Raw genomic sequence first — 21,285 nt, 5'->3', positions numbered from 1 at the left:
CGCGCCGGGGTCAGCGACCCCGGCGCTTGGCCTTCTTGCCGCGCCGCTTCGGCGAGGTGTCGGCACCGTCGGGGACGTCGTCGACGACCCGCTGCTCGACGCCGCCGCCGTCGCTCGGCGCCGAGTAGGTCAGCCGACGGGCGGTCGGGCCGCCCTCGAGCCCCTTGGCGACGATGACCGGACGACGGCCCGCGGCGGCACCGTCGGCGGGGGCGCCGACGGTGGCCGGCTCCTCCCCCCCGTCGGCCCCGGCAGCGTCACCGGTCCCGTTCTGGGCCCCGTTCGAGCCCCCGGCCGGTACGGCGTCCTGCGGGGCGTCCTGCGGTGAGCCGTCGAGGCCCCCCACGAGGTCGCCCACGGCCACGGGCGTGAGGCCGACCTGGGGCTGCTCGGGCTCGGCCGCGGTCACCTCGACGCTGAAGAGGTAGGCGACCGACTCCTCCTTGATGCCCTCCATCATGGCCTCGAAGAGCAGGAAGCCCTCGCGCTGGTACTCCACGAGCGGGTCGCGCTGGGCCATGGCGCGCAGGCCGATGCCCTCCTGGAGGTAGTCCATCTCGTAGAGGTGCTCGCGCCAGCGGCGGTCGAGCACGGACAGCACCACCCGGCGCTCGACCTCGCGCATGACGTCGCTGCCGAGGGACTCCTCGCGGGCGTCGTACGCGCGGTGGGCGTCGGACTTCAGCTCGTCGCGCAGCTGGTCGGCCGTGATGTGGTCCCGGCCCCCGACCTCCTCCGCGAGGTCGTCGATGGTCACCGTCACCGGCCGGTAGAGCGTGCGCATCGCGGCCCACAGCTTCTCGAGGTCCCAGTCCCCCGCGTACCCGTCGCTCGTCGCCGCGACGACGTAGCCGTCGATGACGTCGTTGACGAAGTGGCGGATCTGCTCCTCCATGTCGGCGCCCTCGAGGACCTTGCGGCGCTCGGCGTAGATGACCTGGCGCTGGCGGTTGAGGACGTCGTCGTACTTGAGGACGTTCTTGCGGATCTCGTAGTTCTGCGCCTCGACCTGGCTCTGCGCGCTGGCGATCGAGCGGGTGACCATCTTGGACTCGATCGGCTCGTTGTCCTCCATGCCCGCGGCCGACATGAAGCGGTCGACGATGGCGGAGTTGAACAACCGCATGAGGTCGTCCTGCAGCGAGAGGTAGAACCGGGACTCGCCCGGGTCGCCCTGGCGCCCGGAGCGGCCGCGCAGCTGGTTGTCGATGCGGCGCGACTCGTGCCGCTCGGTGCCGAGGACGTAGAGCCCGCCGAGCTCGGTGACCTCGGCGTGCTCCGCCTCGACCGCCTTCTCGGCGGCCTCGAGGGCGGCGTCCCAGGCGGCCTCGTACTCCTCCGGGCTCTCGACGGGGTCGAGCCCGCGCGCCTTGAGGTCCTCGACGGCCCGGAACTCGGAGTTGCCGCCGAGCATGATGTCGGTGCCGCGGCCGGCCATGTTGGTCGCGACGGTGACGGCGCCCTTGCGGCCCGCCTCGGCGACGATGTGCGCCTCCTGCTCGTGGTACTTCGCGTTGAGGACGGCGTGCTTGATCCCGCGCTTGCGCAGCTGGGTCGAGAGCAGCTCGCTCTTCTCGACGCTCACCGTGCCGACGAGGACGGGCTGGCCGTGGGCGTGCCGCTCGGCGATGTCGTCGACGACGGCCGAGAACTTCGCCTCGGCCGTCCGGTAGACGAGGTCGGCCTGGTCCTGGCGCACCATCGGCCGGTGCGTGCGGATCGGCAGCACCTCGACCTTGTAGATGGCGTTCAGCTCGGACGCCTCGGTCTGGGCCGTGCCCGTCATGCCGGAGAGCTTGTCGTACATGCGGAAGTAGTTCTGGAGGGTGATCGTCGCGAGGGTCTGGTTCTCGTTCTTGATCTCCACCCCCTCCTTGGCCTCGATGGCCTGGTGCATGCCCTCGTTGTAGCGGCGGCCCGCGAGCATGCGGCCGGTGTGCTCGTCGACGATGAGGATCTCGCCGTTCATGACGACGTAGTCCTTGTCCTTCTTGAACAGCTCCTTGGCCTTGATGGCGTTGTTGAGGTAGCCGATGAGCGGGGTGTTGACCGACTCGTAGAGGTTGTCGATGCCGAGCATGTCCTCGACCTTCTCGATGCCCGCCTCGAGCACCCCGACGGTCCGCTTCTTCTCGTCGACCTCGTAGTCGCCCTCGCCGGACTCCAGCTCGCCGCGGGTCAGCCGCTTGGCCAGCCGCGCGAACTCGACGTACCACTTGGTCGCGGCCTCGGCCGGGCCCGAGATGATGAGCGGCGTGCGGGCCTCGTCGATGAGGATCGAGTCGACCTCGTCGACGATGGCGAAGTGGTGGCCGCGCTGGACGAGCTCGTCCGGGCTCCACGCCATGTTGTCGCGCAGGTAGTCGAAGCCGAACTCGTTGTTCGTGCCGTACGTGATGTCCTTGGCGTACTCGGCGCGGCGCTGCTCCGGCGTCATCGACGCGAGGATGACGCCCGTCTCGAGGCCGAGGGCGCGGTGGACGCGGCCCATCAGCTCGGACTGGTACTGCGCGAGGTAGTCGTTGACGGTCACGACGTGCACACCCTTGCCGGTGAGCGCGTTGAGGTACGACGGCAGCGTGGCGACGAGGGTCTTGCCCTCACCGGTCTTCATCTCGGCGACCGCGCCCTGGTGCAGCGCGGCGCCGCCCATGAGCTGGACGTCGAAGTGCCGCTTGCCGATCGTGCGGCGGGCGGCCTCGCGGACCGCGGCGAAGGCCTCGGGCAGCAGGTCGTCGAGGCTCTCGCCGTCGGCGAGCCGGGACTTGAAGACGTCGGTCTCCGCGCGCAGCTCGGCGTCGGACAGCTTCTCGAAGTCCTCCTCCAGGGCGTTCACCTGCACGGCCACCGACTCGAGCTTGCGGATGACGCGCCCCTCACCCACGCGCAGCAGCTTCTCGAAGACCTTCGGCACGCTCTTGCTCCCTGCTCTCATCGGCTCTCGTCGGCGTTGCTCGCCCCCGGTCGGCCGCGGTCGACCACGACCCCGCCGGCGCGATCAGCGTAGTCGCTGCCCGCTCCGCCGCCCCAATGCCCGCGCGCGGGCCGCGCGCGGGCCGCCTTGCCGCGGCGCGGCGGCGCTGGTTGGGTGAGGCCATGTCGGGCGCGTCGGTCGAGCTGCGTCCGGCGGACGACGCCCCGCCCGGGGCCCCGACCCGCCGGTACGACGTCCTCGACGCCGCCGGCCGCCGGGTCGGCGGGGTCGTCCTCGCCGACGGTCCCGAGCCGGGCGGCACCGTGCTGCGCGGCGGGCTGGACCCGGCCCACCGCGGCGCCGGCCTCGGCCGCGCCGCCCTCGACGCCGTCCTCGACCTCGTCCTCGGGGACGACCCGGCCGGCGTCCTCGGGGACGACGCGGTCGGCCCGACCCGGGGCGAGGCCGGGCGCGCGGCCCGGGTCGAGGTCCGGGTCGACGCCGACGACCGGGCGGCCCTGCGGCTGCTGCGACGGGCCGGCTTCCGGACCGTCGGGACCCTGCGACCGGGCCGGCCCGACCCGGCGGAGGCCTTCGGCGCCGGCACCGTCCTGCTCGAGCGGCGTGCCGGCGACGACGTCGGGGTCGAGCCGCTCGTCCTGCCCACCCTGCGCACGGGGCACCTCGTCCTGCGCGGCTTCCGCGACGACGACGTCCCGGGCCCCGACGAGGGTCCCGACGAGGACAGCCGGCTCTTCCTGCCCGCGGGGGCGCACCCCGACGCGGCGTCGTACCCGGCGTGGCTGGCGCGGGTGCGCCGCCGCCAGGACGCCGGCGAGGCGCTCACCTGGGCGGTGACGCGGGCCGGCGAGGACCACCCCCTGGGCTACGTCGTCCTCTTCCGCCTCGAGGCCACCGAGCCCGCCGAGGGGGCGGGCGGCGGCCAGGGCGAGCTGGGCTACCTCCTGCACCCACCCGCGCGGGGCCGGCGGGTGCTGCCCGGGGCGATCGCGGCGGTCGTCGCGCACGCGTTCGCCCCCGTCGGTGACGGGGGGCTTGGCCTGCGGCGGCTGCACGCCGTCACCGACCGGGCCAACCTCGCCTCGCAGGCCCTGCTGCGCGGGGCCGGGTTCCGCTGCTGGGGCACCGAGCACGGCGCCTGGCGGGGCGCCGACGGCGAGCCGCGGGACGGCGCCGCCTTCGAGCTGCTCGCGCCGGACCCGTGGGGCGGGGGTCCCGCCACCACGGCGCCGGCCGCCCGCGGGCTGCGGCTGCCCCGGCTGGAGGGCCTGATCGTGCGGCTGCGCCCGGTGACCCCCGACGACCTGCCCCGGGTCGTCGAGGGGTGCCGGGACGTGACGACGCGGCACTGGCTCGCGGACCTGCCCCACCCCTACACGCTCGCCTCCGCCGAGCAGTACCTCGCCCGCACCCGCGAGCACGCGGCCGACGGGTCCGGCCTGTTCCTCGCGGTGGCCGACGTCGGGGACGACCGGCTGCTCGGCGCGGTCGGGCTCATGGGTCTGCGCACGACCCCGGGACAGGCCGAGGTCGGCTACTGGACGCACCCCGCCGAACGGGACCGCGGCGTGATGACCGAGGCGGTGCGCCTCGTCGTCCGGCACGCGTTCGCGCCCCGCGACGCGGGGGGTCTCGGCCTGCGGCGGCTCACGCTGCGCGCCGCCGACGGCAACGAGCCGTCGCAGCGGGTGGCCCGGTCGGCGGGCTTCACCCGCACCGGACGGCAGCGCGCGGCCGAGCGGCTGGGCGACGGCCGGTACGTCGACCTGCTCGACCACGACCTGCTCGAGCAGGAGTGGGACGCCCGGGCCGACGGACCGACCTGAGCGCCCCGGCCTCAGTCCTCGACGTCGCCCCCGGTCCGCACGACCATGACCGCGATGATCACGGCCAGGACCCCGACGGCCAGGATGCACCAGCCGCTGCCCGAGGCCGCGACCCGCCCCACCACGTCGCCGAACGACGCGCTCGTGGACGCCAACACCGACGTCACCGCCGTCTGCACCATGGTCGACCCCCTGCTCCCCCGGCCGGTCCCCACCGGCCCGTCACGACGGCGGCGGCCCCCCGGCCGCCCGTCCCATTCCTGACATCCACGACAATACGGTCAAGAGATGGTCAAGAGCGCCCCAACCGGCGGTAACGGACGGTGGCAGCAACCGGTCACGACCCCGGCCGCCGCCCCTCCCGACGCCGTACGGCGTCCCGCACCCCCGCCGCGGCGGCGCGCAGCCGCTCCGCCCGCCCGGGCGGGTCGACGAGCAGGACGACGAGCAGGTGCCGGACCAGCCCGCCGAGCTGGCCCAGGGCCCACGCCGGGTGCCGGCGCCCGTGCCGCCCGGCCAGGCGCAGCCGGTTGCGCACGAGGTAGTACGAGCGGAAGGGCGCGGAGACGGGCAGCACGAGGGTGCGGCCGCCGAGCCGCACGGGTCGGCCCGAGCCGAGCCGGTGCCGGACCGCGAGCCCGGGGGCGACGACGACCTCCCGGCCGGTGTCGAGGACCTTGAGCCAGAGGTCGCTGTCGACGCCGTCGATGACGAGTCCGGGGTCGACGCCGCCCACCTCGTCCCAGACGTCCAGGGGCACGAGCAGGCCCGACTGGACCGGCTCCCGACCCGGCGCGAAGCCCTCGGCCGAACCGTCCCCGGGGCGGGCCCCGCGGGCCGTCCGCGGCGGGAGCCCCTCGACCGCGGCCGGGCCGACCAGCCCGGGTCGCCGACCCGCCGCCCGCGCCGCGGCGGCCGCGGCCAGCAGCCGCTCGACGTGGTCGGCGGCCAGGCCCGAGTCCTGGTCCACGGTGAGGACGGCACGGGCGCCGGGCCAGCGCCGCCGCGCGCTCGCCACCCCGGTGCCGAGCGCGGCCGCGATCCCCCGGTTGGCGCCGTGCCGCTCGACGACGACCCCGAGGGGCGCGAGCGCCACGAGGTCGGCGAGCACCGCCTCGTGGTCGTCGGGGTGGTCGTCGGGGTGGTCGTCGGGGTCCGTCAGCGGCCCGGTGTCGTCCACGACGACGACCCGCCCGGCGACCTGGGCCGCGAGCGAGCGGACGTGCGCGACGACGTCCGCGTCGGGGCGGTGCAGGGGGACCACCGCGACCACGGGCTCGAGCGCGGCGTCGTCGACGGCGCGCCGGCCGGGCCGCACGGGCCGGCCGGTCACGGCTGCTCGTCGGGCCGGGGTCCGCCGGGCAGCGCGAGCCAGTCGGCCATCGCCTCCAGCTCCTGCTCCAGCGCCACCCGGTCCTGCGGCCCGGCTCCGGGCTCCCACGTGACCTGCCGGACCCGCAGCACCCCCGCGGCCCGGTCGGCCTTGAGGTCGCAGCGGGCGACGAACCGCTCGCCGTGCAGGAACGGCAGCACGTAGTAGCCGTGCTCGCGCTGCGCCGCCGGCGTGTAGATGCCGATCCGGTAGCGGAAGCCGAAGAGCTCCTCGACCCGGTCGCGCTGCCAGACCGCGGAGTCGAACGGGCTGAGCAGCGCCCGGCCCTCGACCCGGCGCGGCAGGCGCGCGTCGACGTGCCGCCACGCCGGGCGCCGCCACCCGACCACCTCGACGGGCTCGAGCTCACCGTCGGCGACCAGCCGCTCGATCGCGGGGCGCACCTGGGTCGAGCGCAGCCGGAAGTAGTCGCGCAGGCACAGCTCGCTGGCCACCCCGTGCGCCCGCGCCGCGATCCGGACCATCTCGACCGCGGCCTGCGCGGGGTCGGGCCGGCGGTCCGGGTCGGTCCAGGCGTCGCGCACCGCCGGCGGGGCGACGAGCCGCAGCGCGGCGTACCGGCGCTCGAACTGAGGGGTGCGACCCGCCGAGGAGATGCGCCCGGCCCAGAAGAGGTGCTCGAGCGCCTGCTTGACCAGCGACCAGTTCCAGCCCCAGTGCCCGGTGGCGCGGGGCTGCTCGTGCGCCAGCGCCGCCTCGACCTGCCGCGAGGTGAGCGGGCCGCGCTCCTCCACCTCGGTGAGGACCGCCTCGACGAGGTGCGGGTGCTCCCGCGCCACCCGCACCATGCCGCCCCACGCGTCCTCGGCGGCCCGGTCCATCCGGAAGCGCAGCAGCGGCCACGTCGCGGGGGGCACGAGGCTGGCCTCGTGGGCCCAGTACTCGACCAGCCGACGGGGGGCGCGGTCGCGCGCCCGGTCGACCAGCGCGGCGTCGTACGGGCCGAGGCGGGAGAAGAACGGCAGGTACTGGCTGCGGACGAGGACGTTGACGCTGTCGATCTGGACCACGCCGACGGTGTCGACGACCCGCTGCACGTCGCGGGTCGTCGCGCTCCAGGGAGCGGGGCGCGGGCGGGCCAGCCCCTGGGCGGCGAGCGCCGCGCGCCGGGCCTGGCCGAGGGTCAGGCGGCGCGGCGAGGCGGGACCGGCCACGGGCGGGTCAGCGCTGGTGCGGGTCGATGATGTTCTGCCGGACGGCGTACATCGCCGCCTCCATCCGCGTGTGCAGCTGCAGCTTCTCGAGGATGTTGCGCACGTGGTTCTTCACGGTGTTCTCCGAGATGAACAGCTCGGTGCCGATCTCGCGGTTGGCCTTGCCGTGCGCGACGAGCCGCAGCACCTCGACCTCGCGGTCGGTGAGCTTGGGCGCGTGCGGGTTCGGCGTGTCCGCGTCGCGGCGGCTGATGAGCGCGAACTCGGCCAGCAGCTTGGAGGCCATCGACGGGGAGATGAGCGACTGCCCGTGGTGGACGGCGCGGATCCCGGCGGCGATCTCCTCGCCCGGCACGTCCTTGAGCAGGTAGCCGTTGGCGCCGGCGCGCACCGCCTCGAAGAGGTCGCTCTCCTCGTCGGAGATGGTGAGCATGACGATCCGGCTCGAGGGCACCCGCTCCTTGATCGCCAGGCAGGCCTCGATGCCCGTCGTGCGCGGCATCCGCACGTCCATGAGGATGACGTCGGGCAGCAGCTGCTCGGCGCGCTGGATGGCCTCCGCGCCATCGCTCGCCTCGCCGACGACGTCGATGTCGCCCTCCTGCTGCAGCACCATCTCCAGGCCGCGCCGGAACAGGACGTGGTCGTCGGCGACGAGCACCCGGATGGAGTCGGTGCCGGGCACCGTGAGGTCCGGCTCGGAGGTCGCGGTCGCCCGCTCGGACGGGGCGGACCCGCCGCGCCCGCCCGTACTCGTCACTGGCCCCATGCGCGGCATCATGCCACGGACCCCGTACGGCGCCCCGACGCCGCTCGGGCGCGCCCGCGCCCGGAACCGGGGGTCGACCCCGGTCCCGGGCGGGCGGCCCGGGTCAGGCTGGGCGGCTGCCGGCGAGGACCGCGTCGGCGACGCCGTGCGCGGCGCCGTCCTCGGCGACCTCGAGGTGGATGACGCCGTAGGACCAGCCCCGCCGTCGGTAGACGACGCTCGGGCGGTCGGTCTCGGAGTCGTGGAAGAGGAAGAAGTCGTGGCCGACGAGCTCCATGCGGGCGAGCGCCTCCTCGAGGGTCATCGGCGTGCTCGCGTGCACCTTCTCGCGCACCTCGATCGGGGTGTCGGCGAAACGGGCGTCCTGACCGTCGACGGGGGTCTCGTCGAGCAGGGCGAGGTCGGACTCCGGGCCCGGCGCGGCCAGGCGGCCGGTCGCCCGGCCGACGGACTCGGGGGCGCGGCGGCCGCGGGAGACGCGGCGCCGGTCACCGGCGCGGCGCAGCCGCTCGTAGAGCTTGTCGAGCGCGGTGTCGAGGGCGGCGTACTTGTCGGTGTGGCACGCCTCCGCCCGGATCATCGGACCCTTGGCGTGGCAGGTGATCTCCACGCACTCCGAGTCGTTCTTCGTCTGCTCGTGGGTGACGACGACGTCGACCCTCGAGACCTTGGGCAAGAGCTGGGGCACCTTCGCGAGCTTCTCCTCGAGATGCTCTCGGAACCGGTCCGTGACCTGGGCGTGGCGCCCGGTGACGACGATGTCCATACAGTCCTCCTTGCTGGTCGGAACTCGGCGCGGCGGGTCAGGCCCTGTCGACCCGGGCACCACCTCCGACCTGGACCCGCCGGACCGGCGGCGCCGACCCGGACGAACCGGACTGTTCCAGCGACCGTAGCCCTCCCTCGCCTGCGGCGGAAGGGCTGCCGGGGGCGGCCCTCCGCCACCGGGGCCGGGACCACCCACGCGCCTCGTGGACGGCTGGCGCAGAGTGGTCGACCCGGCCGGGACGGCTCGCTCACCCCGTCCAGCGAGCCGCACCCCGCCAGGGTTCCCGGGCCCTCGTCGCGGTGTCGGACCCCCGCCGTCAGGGGTCCGCCTCCTCCCCGTCCGGCACCCGGTGGCGCCGCGTCGCGGCGAGGACCGCCGCGGCGACCGGGTGGCCACCGGCCGCCCGGACGGCGCGGGCCGCCTCCGCCAGCGTCGCCCCCGTCGTGAGGACGTCGTCGACGAGCACCACCGGTCGGCCCGCCAGCAGGTCCGGCGATCGGGCCGCCAGCGCGTGGTCGAGGTTGGCCGCCCGGTCCCGCCGACCCAGCGCGGACTGGTCGGCCACCCGCCGGGTGACCCGCAGCGCGTCCACCGGCCCGGGCTCCGCGCCGGCGGCCCGCCCGAGCAGGTCGAGCAGCGGGGCGTCGCCCCGCCGCCGCCGGGCCGCCGGGGAGGTGGGCACCGGGACGAGCAGGGCGCCGGGCGGTCGGGCGACCGCCAGGGCCGGTCGCAGCAGGGCCGCGAGCAGCCCGGTGAGGTCGCGCCGGCCGTCGTCCTTCCAGGCGCGCAGCAGCGCCGCGACCACGCCGGCGTACGGCGCCGTGGCGTGCACCGGCGGCAGACCGGTCGGCCGGGGGTGCGGGCCGACCAGCCGCGGCGTGTGCACGAGCGCGCGCAGCCGCACCGCGCAGCCGCGGCACAGCGGGCGCCCGGGCGGGGGCACCGCGCCGCAGCCCCCGCACCGGTGGGGCAGGACGAGGTCGAGCGCGGCGAGCGCGCCCAGCAGGGGACGCGGACCCGACCCGTCGACGGACGAACGGCTCATCCCCCCAGCGTGCGGCCCGGGCCGGGCCACCGGCCGGCGGGCGGCCCGGCCTGTGGACGACGGGCGCCCGCCGTCCGGGCTGGGGACGACCGGTCGACCGGCGCTCACGGGCCGCCGACCGAGCCCGACGGGCCGCCGACGCGGGACCGCTCGGCGAACGGACGGCGCGGCTTCGGCCGTTCGGGGGGCCGATGACGCCAAAACACGACACAATCGACTCCGCACCGCGTCGCGGTGCGGATCGGACGAAAGGAGTGATCGGGACGAAGCGACTGGCTGGGGTCTCCGTCGGCACGCAGTACCGCTGGCTCGTGGCCCTCATGGTCGTCGTCGTGTCGGGGATCGGCACGGACGGCGTCTCCGTGCTGCCCTGGGTCGCGGCCGTCCTGGTCATCGACGTCGTCGCCGGACGCGTGCAGCGCGACCTCGAGCCCGGGGCCCTCGACGGCCGTCGGCGCCAGGCGATGCTCGCCCTGAGCCTCGCCGGTGGGCTCGCCGCCGGCCTCGGCCTGCTCGCCGGCCCGTCCGCGCTCCCCCTCGTCGTCCTGCCGCTGTCCCGCGCCGCGTCCGCCCTCGCCCGGGTCGAGGTGATCGGCACCGCCCTGGTCTGGGTGCTCGCCGGCCTCGCCGTCCGCCGGACGCGGCCCTCGCTCACCCTGCTCGACGTCGGTCTCGACGTGCGCTGGACCCTCATCGCCGCGGTCACGGCGGCGGGCGCGGTCTGGGTGCACCGCACCAACCGGGTGGCCAGCGAGGCCCAGCAGAGCGCGACGGCGAACCCCGCCGCCGAGGAGGCGGCCATCCTGCTCAGCCGGCTCGACGCGCTGACGAGCGACCTCGAGGGCGGCCTCGACCCGGCCACCGCGGCCGAGCTGCTGCTCGACGCCCTCGGCCGCCCCGGCCCGCTGGCCCGCTCCGGCGTCCTCATCGGCGGCGCCGAGGACCACCCGGTGCCGCTCGCCCTGCGCGGGGTCGACCGCGTGCCGTGGGGCGACCCCCTGGTCGACCCGGGCGCGGTCGGGCAGGCCTGGCGCAGCGGTCGTCCCGCCACCGTCTACGACCCCAGCGAGCACCGCGAGGTCCGCGCCGTCCCGCTGCGCGCCAGCGACGGCTCCGCGCTCGGGGTCGTCGTCCAGGACGTCATGACCACCGCACCGTCGTCACCGTGGGACCGCGAGCCGCTCGAGGCCACGGCGGCGCGGCTCGGCCCGGTCATCGGCGTCGCTCTGTCGTTCGCCGCGCTGCGCGAGCGCGCCGGCTTCGAGGAGCGCGAGCGCCTGGCCCGCGAGATGCACGACGGCATCGCCCAGGAGCTCGTCGCCCTCGGCTTCCGCCTCGACCTCGTCGCCCGCACCCTCGACGGCCCCCAGGGCAGCGATCCCGAGAAGGCCGGCGAGATGCTCACGGAGGCCCGCGGGCAGCTGCGCCGGATCCTCGGCGACCTGCGCTCGCACATCTCCGACCTGCGGGTCTCGGTCCGCCCCGAGCGCGGCCTCGGGGCGACGATGACCTCCCGCCTGCAGTCCTTCGGCACGACCACCGAGGTCGTCGTCGGCCTGCGGCTCGACGAGTCCGGTTTCCGCCTGCCGGCCCGGGTCGAGACCGCGCTCTACCAGCTCTTCCTCGACGTCCTCGCCGACGTCAAGGACGGCGGCGCGACGGGGGTCGACGTCGACCTCACCGTCGTCGCCCCGGACGCCACGCTGCGGATGCGCCACAACGGGAAGACGACCTTCTCCCCCGCACGCTGCACCGACCACCAGGTCACCGCGGCCGGCGGCACGGTCACCGTCGACACCACCGACGGCCTCGACCTCGTCGCCGTCTTCCGGACCCCGCAGACCCACACCTCCCCCGTCCACGTCAACGAAAAGGTCCCCCAGCCGTCATGATGAGCGCCTCCCCCACCGACCGCCAGGCCGTCGCCTCCGCGCGACTGCGCGTCATGCTCGTCGACGACCACGAGCTCGTCCGGCAGGGCATCAACTTCCTGCTCACCTCGGACGGCACGATCGACGTCGTCGCCGAGGGCTCGAGCCTGTCCGAGGGCATGACCCTGGTGCGCTCCACGCCCGTCGACGTGCTCGTCGTCGACGTCTCGCTCGGCGACGGCTCGGGCCTGGACCTCGTGCGCCAGGCCCGCGAGCAGCGTCCCCGGCTCGGCATCGTCGTCCTGACGATGCACGACGACGACCACACCCTGCTCGAGGCCCTCGATGCCGGGGCCTCGGCCCTCGTGCTCAAGAGCGGCTCCGCCGACGAGGTCATCTCGGCGGTCAAGCACGCGGCCACCGCCCCCGACTCGTTCACCGCGGCCGGGCTGGCCGCCGCCGTGCGCCGCCGCGACAACCCCGACACCCCGCGCCTCACCGTCCGCGAGACCGAGGTGCTCCAGCGGCTGGCCGCGGGCGACTCGGTGGCGGCGGTCGCCAAGCAGCTCTACATGAGCGAGTCGACGGTCAAGACCCACATCGCCAAGCTCTACGACAAGCTCGGCGCCAACAACCGCGCGAGCGCGGTCATGGCGGCGATCCGGTCGGGGCTCATCAAGTCCTGACCCCGTCCCACCCCGCGCACGACGACGCCCGTACGGAGCTCCGTACGGGCGTCGTGTCGTGTCGTGTCGTGGGGGGCCGGGTCTCAGCCGACGCCGCTGAAGGCGTCGATCATCCGGATCGCACCGGGCCCGATGACGACGATGAAGAGGGCCGGGAAGATGAACAGCAGCATGGGGAAGAGGATCTTGACCGGCAGCTTCTGCGCCGACGCCTCGGCCCGCTGACGACGGGCGAGCCGCATCTCGTGCGACTGCTCGCGCAGGACGTCGCCGACGGGCAGGCCGAGCCGGTCGGACTGGACGATGGCCGAGATGAACGAGTGCAGCTCCGGGACGGTCGAGCGCTCGCGCAGCGAGGAGAACGCCGCGGCGCGACCCCGGCCGATCTGGATCTCGGCGAGGACGCGGCCGAACTCGCCGGCGATGGGGCCGTCGGCCGCGCGCGCGACCTGCATGAGGGCGGCGTCGAAGCCGAGGCCGGCCTCGACGCAGACGGTGAGCATGTCGAGCGCCTCGGCCAGGCTCATCGCCAGGGCGTCCTGGCGCTTGAGGCCCTGGTTGTACAGCAGCAGGTTGGGCAGCAGGAACCCGACGACGCCACCGGCACCGGCGTAGAGCACCCCGCGCAGCGTGGCCCCGCCGACGAGCAGCCCGACCCCGGCGAGCAGGAGCAGACCCAGGCCCTTGGCGCCCAGCACCCGGTCCGCGGTCCAGCCCTGCGGGTTCCCGGCGAGGTCGAGGCGCCGGGTGAGCTTGGCGGTCGCCCCGCCGCGGGTGAGCCGTCGCGCCATCGACTGCAGCGCGTCGAGGATCGGCAGCAGCAGCCGGTCCCGGGCCGGGAGCTCGCTGCGCGCGACCTCCCGCGAGCCCGGTGTGGTCTGCTCGATGAGCAGCAGGCTGCGGGCGGTGCCGACGGCCTCACCGCCGGTGGCGTACCAGGTGACGGCGAAGCCGGCGGCGATGAGCAGGGCCCCGAGGGTGAGCAGCAGCACGGAGGTCACGGGTCACACCTTGAGGTTGGTGATGGAGCGCATCCACGCGATGCCGATGCCGAGCGAGACGGCACCGACGGCGAGCATGAGCAGGCCGAGGGGGCGGGTCCACAGCAGCGCGACGTAGTCGTAGTTGGCCCGCAGCAGGAAGAGGAAGATGCCGAAGGGCAGGCCGACGAGGATGTACGCCGACATCTTGCCCTCGGCCGAGAGGGCGATGACCTGCCGCTTGAGCATCTCGCGCTCGCGCAGCGTGGCCGCCGTCGTGCGCAGGGTCTCGGCGAGGTTGCCACCGACGGTGCGCTGGATCTGGATGGCCATGGCCGTCCACTCCATGTTGCGGCTCTCCATGCGCTTGGCCATCGACTGGAGGCTGACCTCGACGTCGGTGCCGAGGCGGGTCTCGGCCAGGGCCCGGCCGAACTCCTTGGCCGCGGGCTCGGCCGCGTCGCGGGCCACCCCGTCGAGGGCCTGGAGCAGCGAGAACCCGGTGGACAGCGAGGAGGCGACGAGCATGAGCACCTCGGGCAGCAGCCGCTCGAAGGCCTTGACCCGGCGCCGGACGAGGACGCGCAGCACGAGGGCCGGACCGAGCAGCCCGACGAGCAGGCCGAGCAGCAGCCCGAGCAGGCGGGCGCGCTCGCCGAGCAGGACGAGGCCGGCCGCCACGCCGACGACGACCGCGACGACGCGCAGCACCCACCACTCCCCCGGCCGCAGCGGCAGGTCGGCCTGCTGCAGCCGGGCGACGAGCCGGGGGGTCGAGTCCCGGTCGCGCATGACCCGCTCGCCGAAGGCGACGATCTCCTCGGCGAGGCCGCCGACGCGGCCGTCGGGCTCGTCCTGGCGCTGGGCCAGGCCGATGTACTGCTCGATGGCCATGGCCCGGGTGGCGCCGCGTCGACGCAGGGTCGGGGCGGCGAGGGCGACGACGAAGACGAAGACGCCGACGAAGAGCGCGCCCGCGCCGACCAGCAGCAGGGGCGGGTACGACGTCACGCCGGCACCCGGCCGCGCGAGAACAGCGTGGTGGGCAGGACGATGCCGAGGTCGGCGAGGTCCTGCGCGAAGGACGGTCGCAGCCCGGTCGGCTTGAGCCGGCCGAGGAACCGGCCGTTCTCGTCGCGGCCCGCGCTGTAGTCGAAGGTGAACAGGTCCTGCAGGGTGATGACGTCGCCCTCGATGCCGACCACCTCGCTGATCGCGGTGATCTTGCGGGTGCCGTCCTTGAGGCGGGCCTGCTGGATGACGAGGTCGAGCGCCCCCGCGACCTGGTCGCGGATGGCACGGACCGGCAGGTCGATGCCGGCCATGAGGACCATGGTCTCCAGGCGCGAGAGGCTGTCGCGCGGCGTGTTGGCGTGCACCGTGGTGAGCGACCCGTCGTGACCGGTGTTCATCGCCTGGAGCATGTCGAGCGCCGCGCCGTCGCGGACCTCGCCGACGACGATGCGGTCGGGCCGCATGCGCAGCGAGTTCTTGACGAGCTCGCGGATGCTGATCTGGCCGCGGCCCTCGATGTTCGCCGGGCGGGACTCCAGGCGCAGCACGTGGTGCTGGCGCAGCTGCAGCTCCGCGGCGTCCTCGATGGTGACGATGCGCTCGTCGTCGGGGATGAAGCTGGAGATGACGTTGAGCAGCGTCGTCTTGCCCGAGCCGGTGCCGCCGGAGATGACGATGTTGCGCCGGCCGAGGACGCAGGCGGCGAGGAAGTCGCGCACCTCGGGCGTGAAGGTGCCGAAGGCGACGAGGTCGGCGTCGGTGAAGGGGTCGGTCGCGAACTTGCGGATGGTGAGCATCGAGCCGTCGAGCGCGATCGGCGAGACGACCGCGTTGACGCGCGAGCCGTCGGGCAGGCGGGCGTCGACGAGCGGGCTGCCCTCGTCGACCCGGCGCCCGACCCGGGCGACGATCCGGTCGATGACCCGCCGCAGGTGGGCCTCGTCGACGAAGCGGCGGTCGCTGAGGACCAGGCGGCCGGCGCGCTCGACGTAGATGCAGTCGGCGCCGTTGACCATGATCTCGGAGATGTCGGGGTCGCGCAGCAGCGTCTCCAGCGGCCCGTGCCCGAGGATCTCGTCCGAGACCTCCTGGGCGATCCGCGACCGCTCGGAGGCGGTGAGCGGCGTCTGCTCCTTCTCCAGCACGGTCTGCAGGGTGCGCCGGACGCGGCTCTCGAGCTCGGCCTGCTCCAGGCGCGGGTCGTAGAGCGTGGGCCCGAGCTGGACGAGGAGGGCTTCGTGGACGCTCTCCTTGACCGCGCCGAACGGGTCCGGTCCGCGGCCCGGCAGCGGCGGTCGCAGGGCCGAGAGCGAGCTCGGCTCGTGGGCGACGGGGTTGGCCTGCAGGGCCGAGCGCAGCGTCTCGCTGGCGGTCGGCCCGGTGGCGGCCGGCTTGGCCGGCGCCGGTGCCGGGGCGGGGGCCGCGGCCGGCTCGGGCGCGGGCTCCGGGCCCGCCGCGGGCTCGGACTGGGCCCGGCGGATCGCGTCGAGCCGCTCGGCCAGGCTCACCCTCGGCTCCCCCAGCTGAGCAGCCGACGGCCGTGGCTGCGCTCGGGAGCGGGCTCGGCCTGGCGCGGGCCGGGCCGCGCGTCGGTGCGGAAGGGCGCGAGCACGTAGCGCTCGGTGAGCGTGCGCAGCGCGACGCTGACCGGGTGGCGCGGGTCCTCGAGGAGGATCGGCACGCCCTTGTTGACCGAGGCGGGGACGTCGACGCTGCCCGGGACCATGACGGCGATGTCCTGCTTGATGGTCGCGGCCACGTCGGAGGTGCGCAGGCCCACCTTGGAGTCCGAGCGGTTGAGCACGACCGTGCGCCGCTCGCGGGGCATGCCGAGCAGGTCGAGGGTGTCGAGGGTCAGCCGCAGGTTCTTGATCGCGGGGATGTCGAGCGTGGCGATGAGGACGGCCGCGTCGCTGGAGTCGAAGGACGCCAGCACGTGGTCGGTGAAGGCCGGGGGCGTGTCGACGATGACGAAGTCGTAGCTGCGCCGCGCGACGCGCAGCACCTCGCTGACCACCTCGCCGGGCACCCGGTCGGCGCCGCCCGGGGTGAGCGGCGCGCACAGGACGTCGAGACCGGTCGGGTGGGTCGTGACGACCTGGGCCAGCGCCGGCTCGTCGAGGCTGCCGGCCATGCCGACGACGTCCTCGAGGGTCTGGCGCGGCACGAGCTGGAGGCTGATGGCGACGTCGCCGAAGCCGAGGTCGAGGTCGAGCACGAGGGTGCGGTAGCCCATCGTCGCCAGGTGGACGCCGATGTTGGTCGAGAAGGTCGTCTTGCCCACGCCGCCCTTGGCGGAGAAGACGGTGACGACGCGGCCCATGGCGGCCGGACCGGTGCCGGAGGCGATGCCGGCCAGCTGGTCGGACAGCTCGCGGCTCTTGCGGCAGGCGTCGGCGACGGACGGCAGGTCGTCGGCGGCGACGACGGCGCGCACCCCGGCGGTGACCGCCTGCTGGAGCACGGCGACGTCGACCCGCGTGCGGGTCAGCACCACCCCGAGGGCGGGGCGGGTCAGCCGCAGCGCCGAGGCGAGCTGGCACGCGGCGTCGAGCGGCACGTGCGGGCCGGCGACGACGAGCAGGTGCGGCTCGGCGTCGAGCAGCCGCTGGACGGCGGAGGCGGACTCGGCCACCACGAGGTGCTCGCCGAGCGCGACCGCGTAGCGGTCGGCGGCTTCGGGGTCGGTGTCCCACAGAACGGTCATGGCAGGCCTACTTGGAGAAGAGGGAGCCGTCGGAGACGACGGTGCTGGCGGGGATGTCGACGTTCGTGCCGCGCAGGCCGGCGTACAGCTTGCCGGTCTGGATGGCGTGGACCAGCCGGGCCGCGTCGTCCGGGGAGAGGGCGAGCGTGACCAGGACGGTGTCGGCGCCCGAGGAGGGGGCGGCGGCGCCGTCCTCCGCCGGGGTCAGGGAGGTGGAGCCGACGGCGATGACGAGGGCGTCCGGCAGCAGCACCTTGGTGGACTGACCGCCGCCGGTGCTGGTGCCCTGGGTGGGGTTGGCGCCGGCGCCGCCGGTCGTGGCGGGCGCGGCGTAGGTGTCGAAGACGACGATCCGCGAGCCGGGCCGCACGAACGAGCCCACCTTGGCGGGGTCGCTCAGCTGCGCGGCGACGGCGACCTGGCCCTGCGGGACGGAGATCGCCTGCTCGCCGACGGCGGTGGTCGTGAAGCGCGCCGAGAGGACGAACTCGCCCGGCTGGATGTCGTTGACGGCGACGAGGGCGCGGTTGGTCGTGGAGACCTCGGCGAGCGCACCGGCCGGCGCGGAGGTGCGCGGGACCGAGGTGCGCTGCAGGAGGCCCTTGCTGACGGCGTCGCCGAGGGTGGTGCCCGCGGGCACGAGCTTGTCGGTGACGTAGACGGCGACGGGCTGGCTCTCGGCCAGGGCGCGCTGCGCGGCGCCTTGGGCGTAGAGCACGACGGCGCCGACGCCGCAGATGGCGAGCAGGGCGGCGACGACGAGGGCGAGGACGCGAGCCTTCATGGGACAGGGACCGCCTGGGGGAGAGGGGGCGGGAGGGTGGACGGCAGGACGAGCGGCAGGAGGACGTACGGCGCAGGTCGGCCCACGGAGGGGCCGACCTGGCGGGCGACGGGACCGGCGACCTCCCGGCCTGGGCCGGCCCGTCGCCGCGGGTCCACCGGCCGGCTCGGGCCGGCCGGTGGGTCCGCGTCAGACCTTGGTGTTGACGGTGTTGAAGATGTTGTTGAGGTTGCCGCCGAGGGCGAACACGACACCGACGATGACGGCGGCGATGAGCGCGATCATCAGGCCGTACTCGACGGCGGTGGCGCCGCGCTCACGGGTCTGGAGACGGGCGGCGGCCTGCTGGGCGCGGACGAGAGCCTTGAGCATGGGAGGTTCCTTCTTCGCAAGTGGTGGTGGGGTGGAGGTGGACCCGCGGTCGGAGAGGAAGCGGGCGGCCAGTCACGATTCTCACTTAACGGACCAAGACGGCAAAATCGGTCAAAGCATCAACCCTGCCGGCGGCCGTACGACCCTGGCCTCGTCCGATCGGCTCATTGCGCCGCGCGAGGTTGCGTCCCCTCGTCCGAACCGGGACGATCCGGTCATGCGGTGGCCGGCCCGGGTGTGGCGTCCCCCGGCCGCCCGACTGGCCGCCGGCGTCGCCGGCGCGACCGCGGTGGCCCTGCTCGTCCTGCGGCCGGTCTCCGACCCCAGCCCCTGGCTGCACCTGCGGGTGGGCGAGCTGCTGGCCGGCGGTGGCCGCTTCGGCCTGCCCGACCCGCTCACCCCGTCGGCCGACCGCGCCTACTCCCCCACCCAGTGGCTGCCCTCGGTGGTCGGGTACGAGCTCGTCCGCGTCCTCGGGGTCCCGGCCGTGGCGTGGATGCGCGTCGTCGCCGTCCTCGCCCTGCTCGTCGTCCTGCTGGCGACCCTGCGGCACCGGGTCGCCCCGCGCCGCGCCCTGCTCGGCGGGCTGGTCGGCACGCTGCTCGTCGTGCCGGCGATGACCGAGCGCCCGCAGACCCTCGGTCTCGTGCTGCTCGCCCTGCAGGTGCACGGGTGGACCCGCAGCGGCGAGGACGGTCGCCGCCGCTGGTGGCTCGTGCCGCTGGCCTGGGTGTTCGCCGCCACCCACGGCCTGTGGACGGTCGGCCTCGTCGCCGCCGCCGCGGTCCTCGCCGGCGTCCTGCTCGACGGGGGGACCGGCGGGGGGACCGTCGGGGACGGCCGCGCCCGGGTCCGGCACCTGGCCCCCGTCCTGCTGCTCCAGGGTCTCGTCACCCTCGCCACGCCCCTCGGCCCGGCCCTGCTCCTCACCCCCTTCGCCGTCGGGGGGAACGGGCGGCGGTTCGTCGTCGAGTGGCAGCCGGGCACCCTCGCCGACCCGGCGGTGGCCACCCTGCTCGTCCTGGTGGCCGCGCTGGCCGTCGTCGCCCTGCGCCGGGGTCGGCGGCTGCGGCGCAGCGAGCTGCTGCTGCTCGCCGTCGGTCTGCTGCTCGCGGTCTCGGCCGTCCGCACCGCCGCCCCCGGGCTGCTCGTCGCGCTGCCCGTGCTCGCGGACCACCTGCTCGCCCCGTCGGGGACCGCCGGGGCCGGCGGCCCGCGCCCGAGCGCCCTCCCCCTCGCCGGGGCGCTCGTCGCCGCGACCGTCGCCGCCCTGGTCGCCCTGCCCGTGGCGCGGGTGGTCGCGGCCGTCCCCCGCGTGGTCCCGGCGGGGCTGGCCGCCCCCGTCGCCGCGCTGCCCGCCGGCACGGTCGTCCTGGCCCAGACCGACGTCAGCGGCTGGCTGCTGTGGACCGCCCCGCAGGTGCGGCCCGTCGTCGACCTGCGCGCCGAGTCGTTCTCCGCCGACCACCTGCAGCGCTTCGTCGCGACGTACCAGGCCCGGCCGGGCTGGGAGGCGCTCGTCGACTCCTCCGGGGCGTCGTACGCCCTCCTGCCCCGCGACGCGCCGGTCGCCGGTGCCCTGCTCGACGTGCGGCACTGGCGGGTCGACCGCGAGGCCGACGGCTACCTCCTCCTGGCCCGGGGCGCGCGGTGACCGCGACCCCCGCGGCACCCCCGACCCGCCCCCCGGGACCGTCGCCGCGGCTGGTCACCGTCGTCGCGGTGCTGGTCGTCGCCGCGCTCGCCGGTCTGCCCGCCGTCGGGCCGGAGACGTGGGTCGCGGTAGCCGGGTCGACCTCCCTCGCCCCCCTGGCGCTCGTCGCCCGCGCGGGGGCGGGGGCCCTCGGGCTGGTCCACGCGGTGGCCGTCGCCCTCGTCGCGCTCGCCGTCCTGCGCGCGACCGCCGGGTCGGCCGACCCGCTGCGGCGGGTGGTCGCCCTGGCGGTCGCCCTCGTCGGGTGCGCCGCCGTCCCGACCGGGACCCGCCTGCTCGGCCTCGTCCTCGCCGCCTGGACCCTCGTCCTGTGGCGCCGGGCGGCGCGCGACCCCGGGTCGCCCGGAGCGCGCGCGGCCGGGGCCGCCGTGCTGCTCGTCGCCCTGTGGGCCCTCCTCGACCCGGGCTGGGTGCTGGCGCCGGTGCTGGGCCTCGCCGTCGCCCTCGGCGAGCGGGCCGACGGCCGGCCGGACGGGGCGCGCCGGGTCCTCGCCGCGACCGGTGGCGCGCTGCTGGTCGGGGTCGTGGCCGCGGGGGCGCTGCTCCTGCGGGCGCGCGACGGTGCGGCGACCCTCTCGACCTGGGGCGGCGCGCTGTGGTCCGGCCCGGTGCCGGGCGGCACCGGCCCGCGACCGGTCACCGACCCGCTGGTCCTGCTCGTCGTCGTCCCGCTCGTCCTCGTCATCGGCTCGTGGCTGCGCTCGGGTCGGACCCCGGACCGGTCGACGCCGGTCCTCGCCGGGCTGGCCCTCCTGCTCGCCCTCGGGCCGGCCGGCACCTCCCCGGCGGCCGGGCTCGTGGCCGCCGTCGTCGTCGCCACCGCGCTCGGCGGCCGGTCGCCGTCGACGACGGCCGCGTCCGCCGCGCCGGGCGCCCTCGTCGTGGGCGTGGCGCTGCTGCTCGCCGCCGTCCCGGCGTGGGTGACGTCGGCCTCGGCCGCCGCGCAGGACCCCGTCGCCCGGCTGGGTCCGGCCCTCACGGCCCTACCCCCCGGCACCCCCGTGCTCGCCGACCCGCGGCTCGGCCCGCGGGTGCGCGCGGGGGCTGCCGCGACGGTCGCCGACGTGCCGTCCGGCCGGCTGCTGGCGGCGCTGCGGGCCGAGCCGGGCTGGCGCGAGGTCGTCGCGGGCAGCGGGGCCCAGGCCGCGCTGCTCACCGACGAGGCGCCGCTGCTCGCCGCGCTGCAGGAGCGGCTGGGCTGGCGGGTCGTCGCCCGCTCCGGTCCGGTCGTGCTGCTGCGGGCGGCCCCGGCGCGCTGAGGGCCGA

At 75.7% G+C, this 21,285-nt stretch carries 18 protein-coding genes; 5 read left to right on the top strand and 13 right to left on the bottom strand.

Annotation, left to right across the window (positions count from 1 at the left end):
* Positions 1-10 precede the first annotated feature (10 nt).
* Complete coding sequence (secA, locus tag FB458_RS13270; protein WP_141850577.1) at positions 11-2,914, bottom strand: preprotein translocase subunit SecA; 2,904 nt, start codon at positions 2,912-2,914, stop codon at positions 11-13.
* Positions 2,915-3,096: 182 nt separating this feature from the next.
* Between secA and FB458_RS13265 the strand changes: the two genes are divergently transcribed.
* A complete protein-coding gene (locus FB458_RS13265; protein WP_170185679.1) occupies positions 3,097-4,761 on the top strand; it encodes a GNAT family N-acetyltransferase in 1,665 nt (554 codons plus the stop codon).
* Positions 4,762-4,772: 11 nt separating this feature from the next.
* On the opposite strand, the gene FB458_RS21380 is transcribed toward FB458_RS13265, so the two are convergent.
* The 6 genes from FB458_RS21380 to FB458_RS13240 form a co-directional block, all read right to left on the bottom strand.
* Positions 4,773-4,943, bottom strand: coding sequence for a hypothetical protein (locus FB458_RS21380; RefSeq protein WP_170185678.1), 171 nt, complete (start codon positions 4,941-4,943; stop codon positions 4,773-4,775).
* Positions 4,944-5,098: 155 nt separating this feature from the next.
* Entirely contained in the window at positions 5,099-6,094 is a 996-nt protein-coding gene (locus FB458_RS13260) for a glycosyltransferase family protein (RefSeq protein WP_170185677.1), read from the bottom strand.
* Positions 6,091-7,308: a winged helix-turn-helix domain-containing protein gene (locus FB458_RS13255; protein WP_246061209.1), complete on the bottom strand. Its 1,218-nt coding sequence runs from the start codon at positions 7,306-7,308 to the stop codon at positions 6,091-6,093. Before FB458_RS13255 ends, FB458_RS13260 begins: the two co-directional genes overlap by 4 nt.
* A gap of 7 nt (positions 7,309-7,315) precedes the next feature.
* Positions 7,316-8,077: a response regulator gene (locus FB458_RS13250; RefSeq protein ID WP_211356039.1), complete on the bottom strand. Its 762-nt coding sequence runs from the start codon at positions 8,075-8,077 to the stop codon at positions 7,316-7,318.
* 103 nt (positions 8,078-8,180) lie between these two features.
* Positions 8,181-8,843 carry a ribosome hibernation-promoting factor, HPF/YfiA family gene (hpf, locus tag FB458_RS13245; protein WP_141848904.1) on the bottom strand — a complete coding sequence of 221 codons (663 nt, stop codon included), beginning with the start codon at positions 8,841-8,843 and terminating at the stop codon, positions 8,181-8,183.
* Positions 8,844-9,162: 319 nt separating this feature from the next.
* The gene (locus FB458_RS13240) at positions 9,163-9,891 is read right to left on the bottom strand and encodes a ComF family protein (RefSeq protein ID WP_211356038.1); all 729 of its coding nucleotides are present in this window, start codon (positions 9,889-9,891) and stop codon (positions 9,163-9,165) included.
* 254 nt (positions 9,892-10,145) lie between these two features.
* Here FB458_RS13240 and FB458_RS13235 point away from each other — a divergent pair, with 254 nt between their 5' ends.
* Both FB458_RS13235 and FB458_RS13230 read left to right on the top strand, forming a co-directional pair.
* Positions 10,146-11,783, top strand: a complete 1,638-nt coding sequence (locus FB458_RS13235; protein WP_141848903.1) for a sensor histidine kinase — start codon at positions 10,146-10,148, stop codon at positions 11,781-11,783.
* Complete coding sequence (locus FB458_RS13230; protein ID WP_141848902.1) at positions 11,783-12,448, top strand: response regulator transcription factor; 666 nt, start codon at positions 11,783-11,785, stop codon at positions 12,446-12,448. The genes FB458_RS13235 and FB458_RS13230 overlap by 1 nt, the downstream gene beginning before the upstream one ends.
* Before the next feature lie 83 nt (positions 12,449-12,531).
* Here FB458_RS13230 and FB458_RS13225 read toward each other — a convergent pair whose 3' ends face one another.
* From FB458_RS13225 to FB458_RS13200, 6 genes are all read right to left on the bottom strand, one after another.
* Complete coding sequence (locus tag FB458_RS13225; RefSeq protein WP_141848901.1) at positions 12,532-13,449, bottom strand: type II secretion system F family protein; 918 nt, start codon at positions 13,447-13,449, stop codon at positions 12,532-12,534.
* A 3-nt stretch (positions 13,450-13,452) separates the two neighbouring features.
* Positions 13,453-14,439, bottom strand: a complete 987-nt coding sequence (locus FB458_RS13220; protein WP_246061208.1) for a type II secretion system F family protein — start codon at positions 14,437-14,439, stop codon at positions 13,453-13,455.
* Positions 14,436-15,950: a TadA family conjugal transfer-associated ATPase gene (locus FB458_RS13215; protein ID WP_141848900.1), complete on the bottom strand. Its 1,515-nt coding sequence runs from the start codon at positions 15,948-15,950 to the stop codon at positions 14,436-14,438. Before FB458_RS13215 ends, FB458_RS13220 begins: the two co-directional genes overlap by 4 nt.
* Complete coding sequence (locus tag FB458_RS13210) at positions 15,947-17,149, bottom strand: CpaE/TadZ family protein (protein ID WP_141848899.1); 1,203 nt, start codon at positions 17,147-17,149, stop codon at positions 15,947-15,949. The genes FB458_RS13215 and FB458_RS13210 overlap by 4 nt, the downstream gene beginning before the upstream one ends.
* A 7-nt stretch (positions 17,150-17,156) precedes the next feature.
* Positions 17,157-17,933, bottom strand: a complete 777-nt coding sequence (cpaB, locus tag FB458_RS13205) for a Flp pilus assembly protein CpaB (RefSeq protein ID WP_141848898.1) — start codon at positions 17,931-17,933, stop codon at positions 17,157-17,159.
* A 189-nt stretch (positions 17,934-18,122) separates the two neighbouring features.
* The gene (locus tag FB458_RS13200) at positions 18,123-18,305 is read right to left on the bottom strand and encodes a Flp family type IVb pilin (RefSeq protein ID WP_141848897.1); all 183 of its coding nucleotides are present in this window, start codon (positions 18,303-18,305) and stop codon (positions 18,123-18,125) included.
* Positions 18,306-18,522: 217 nt separating this feature from the next.
* On the opposite strand from FB458_RS13200, the gene FB458_RS13195 reads away from it, so the two are divergent.
* Entirely contained in the window at positions 18,523-19,959 is a 1,437-nt protein-coding gene (locus tag FB458_RS13195; protein WP_141848896.1) for a hypothetical protein, read from the top strand.
* Positions 19,956-21,278 carry a hypothetical protein gene (locus tag FB458_RS13190; RefSeq protein ID WP_141848895.1) on the top strand — a complete coding sequence of 441 codons (1,323 nt, stop codon included), beginning with the start codon at positions 19,956-19,958 and terminating at the stop codon, positions 21,276-21,278. The genes FB458_RS13195 and FB458_RS13190 overlap by 4 nt, the downstream gene beginning before the upstream one ends.
* Positions 21,279-21,285: the final 7 nt, after the last annotated feature.

The organism is Lapillicoccus jejuensis, from assembly GCF_006715055.1.
In the GTDB taxonomy this organism is placed as follows: domain Bacteria; phylum Actinomycetota; class Actinomycetes; order Actinomycetales; family Dermatophilaceae; genus Lapillicoccus; species Lapillicoccus jejuensis.
This window is presented reverse-complemented; position numbering and strand designations above follow the sequence as displayed.

Excerpts from the sequence above, each read along its gene's own strand:
- FB458_RS13265 (WP_170185679.1), top strand. The coding sequence starts at position 3,097 with ATGTCGGGCGCGTCGGTCGAGCTGCGTCCGGCGGACGACGCCCCGCCC.
- FB458_RS21380 (WP_170185678.1), bottom strand. The coding sequence starts at position 4,943 with ATGGTGCAGACGGCGGTGACGTCGGTGTTGGCGTCCACGAGCGCGTCG.
- FB458_RS13250 (WP_211356039.1), bottom strand. The coding sequence starts at position 8,077 with ATGGGGCCAGTGACGAGTACGGGCGGGCGCGGCGGGTCCGCCCCGTCC.
- hpf (WP_141848904.1), bottom strand. The coding sequence starts at position 8,843 with ATGGACATCGTCGTCACCGGGCGCCACGCCCAGGTCACGGACCGGTTC.
- FB458_RS13240 (WP_211356038.1), bottom strand. The coding sequence starts at position 9,891 with ATGAGCCGTTCGTCCGTCGACGGGTCGGGTCCGCGTCCCCTGCTGGGC.
- FB458_RS13230 (WP_141848902.1), top strand. The coding sequence starts at position 11,783 with ATGAGCGCCTCCCCCACCGACCGCCAGGCCGTCGCCTCCGCGCGACTG.
- FB458_RS13210 (WP_141848899.1), bottom strand. The coding sequence starts at position 17,149 with ATGACCGTTCTGTGGGACACCGACCCCGAAGCCGCCGACCGCTACGCG.
- cpaB (WP_141848898.1), bottom strand. The coding sequence starts at position 17,933 with ATGAAGGCTCGCGTCCTCGCCCTCGTCGTCGCCGCCCTGCTCGCCATC.
- FB458_RS13200 (WP_141848897.1), bottom strand. The coding sequence starts at position 18,305 with ATGCTCAAGGCTCTCGTCCGCGCCCAGCAGGCCGCCGCCCGTCTCCAG.
- FB458_RS13195 (WP_141848896.1), top strand. The coding sequence starts at position 18,523 with ATGCGGTGGCCGGCCCGGGTGTGGCGTCCCCCGGCCGCCCGACTGGCC.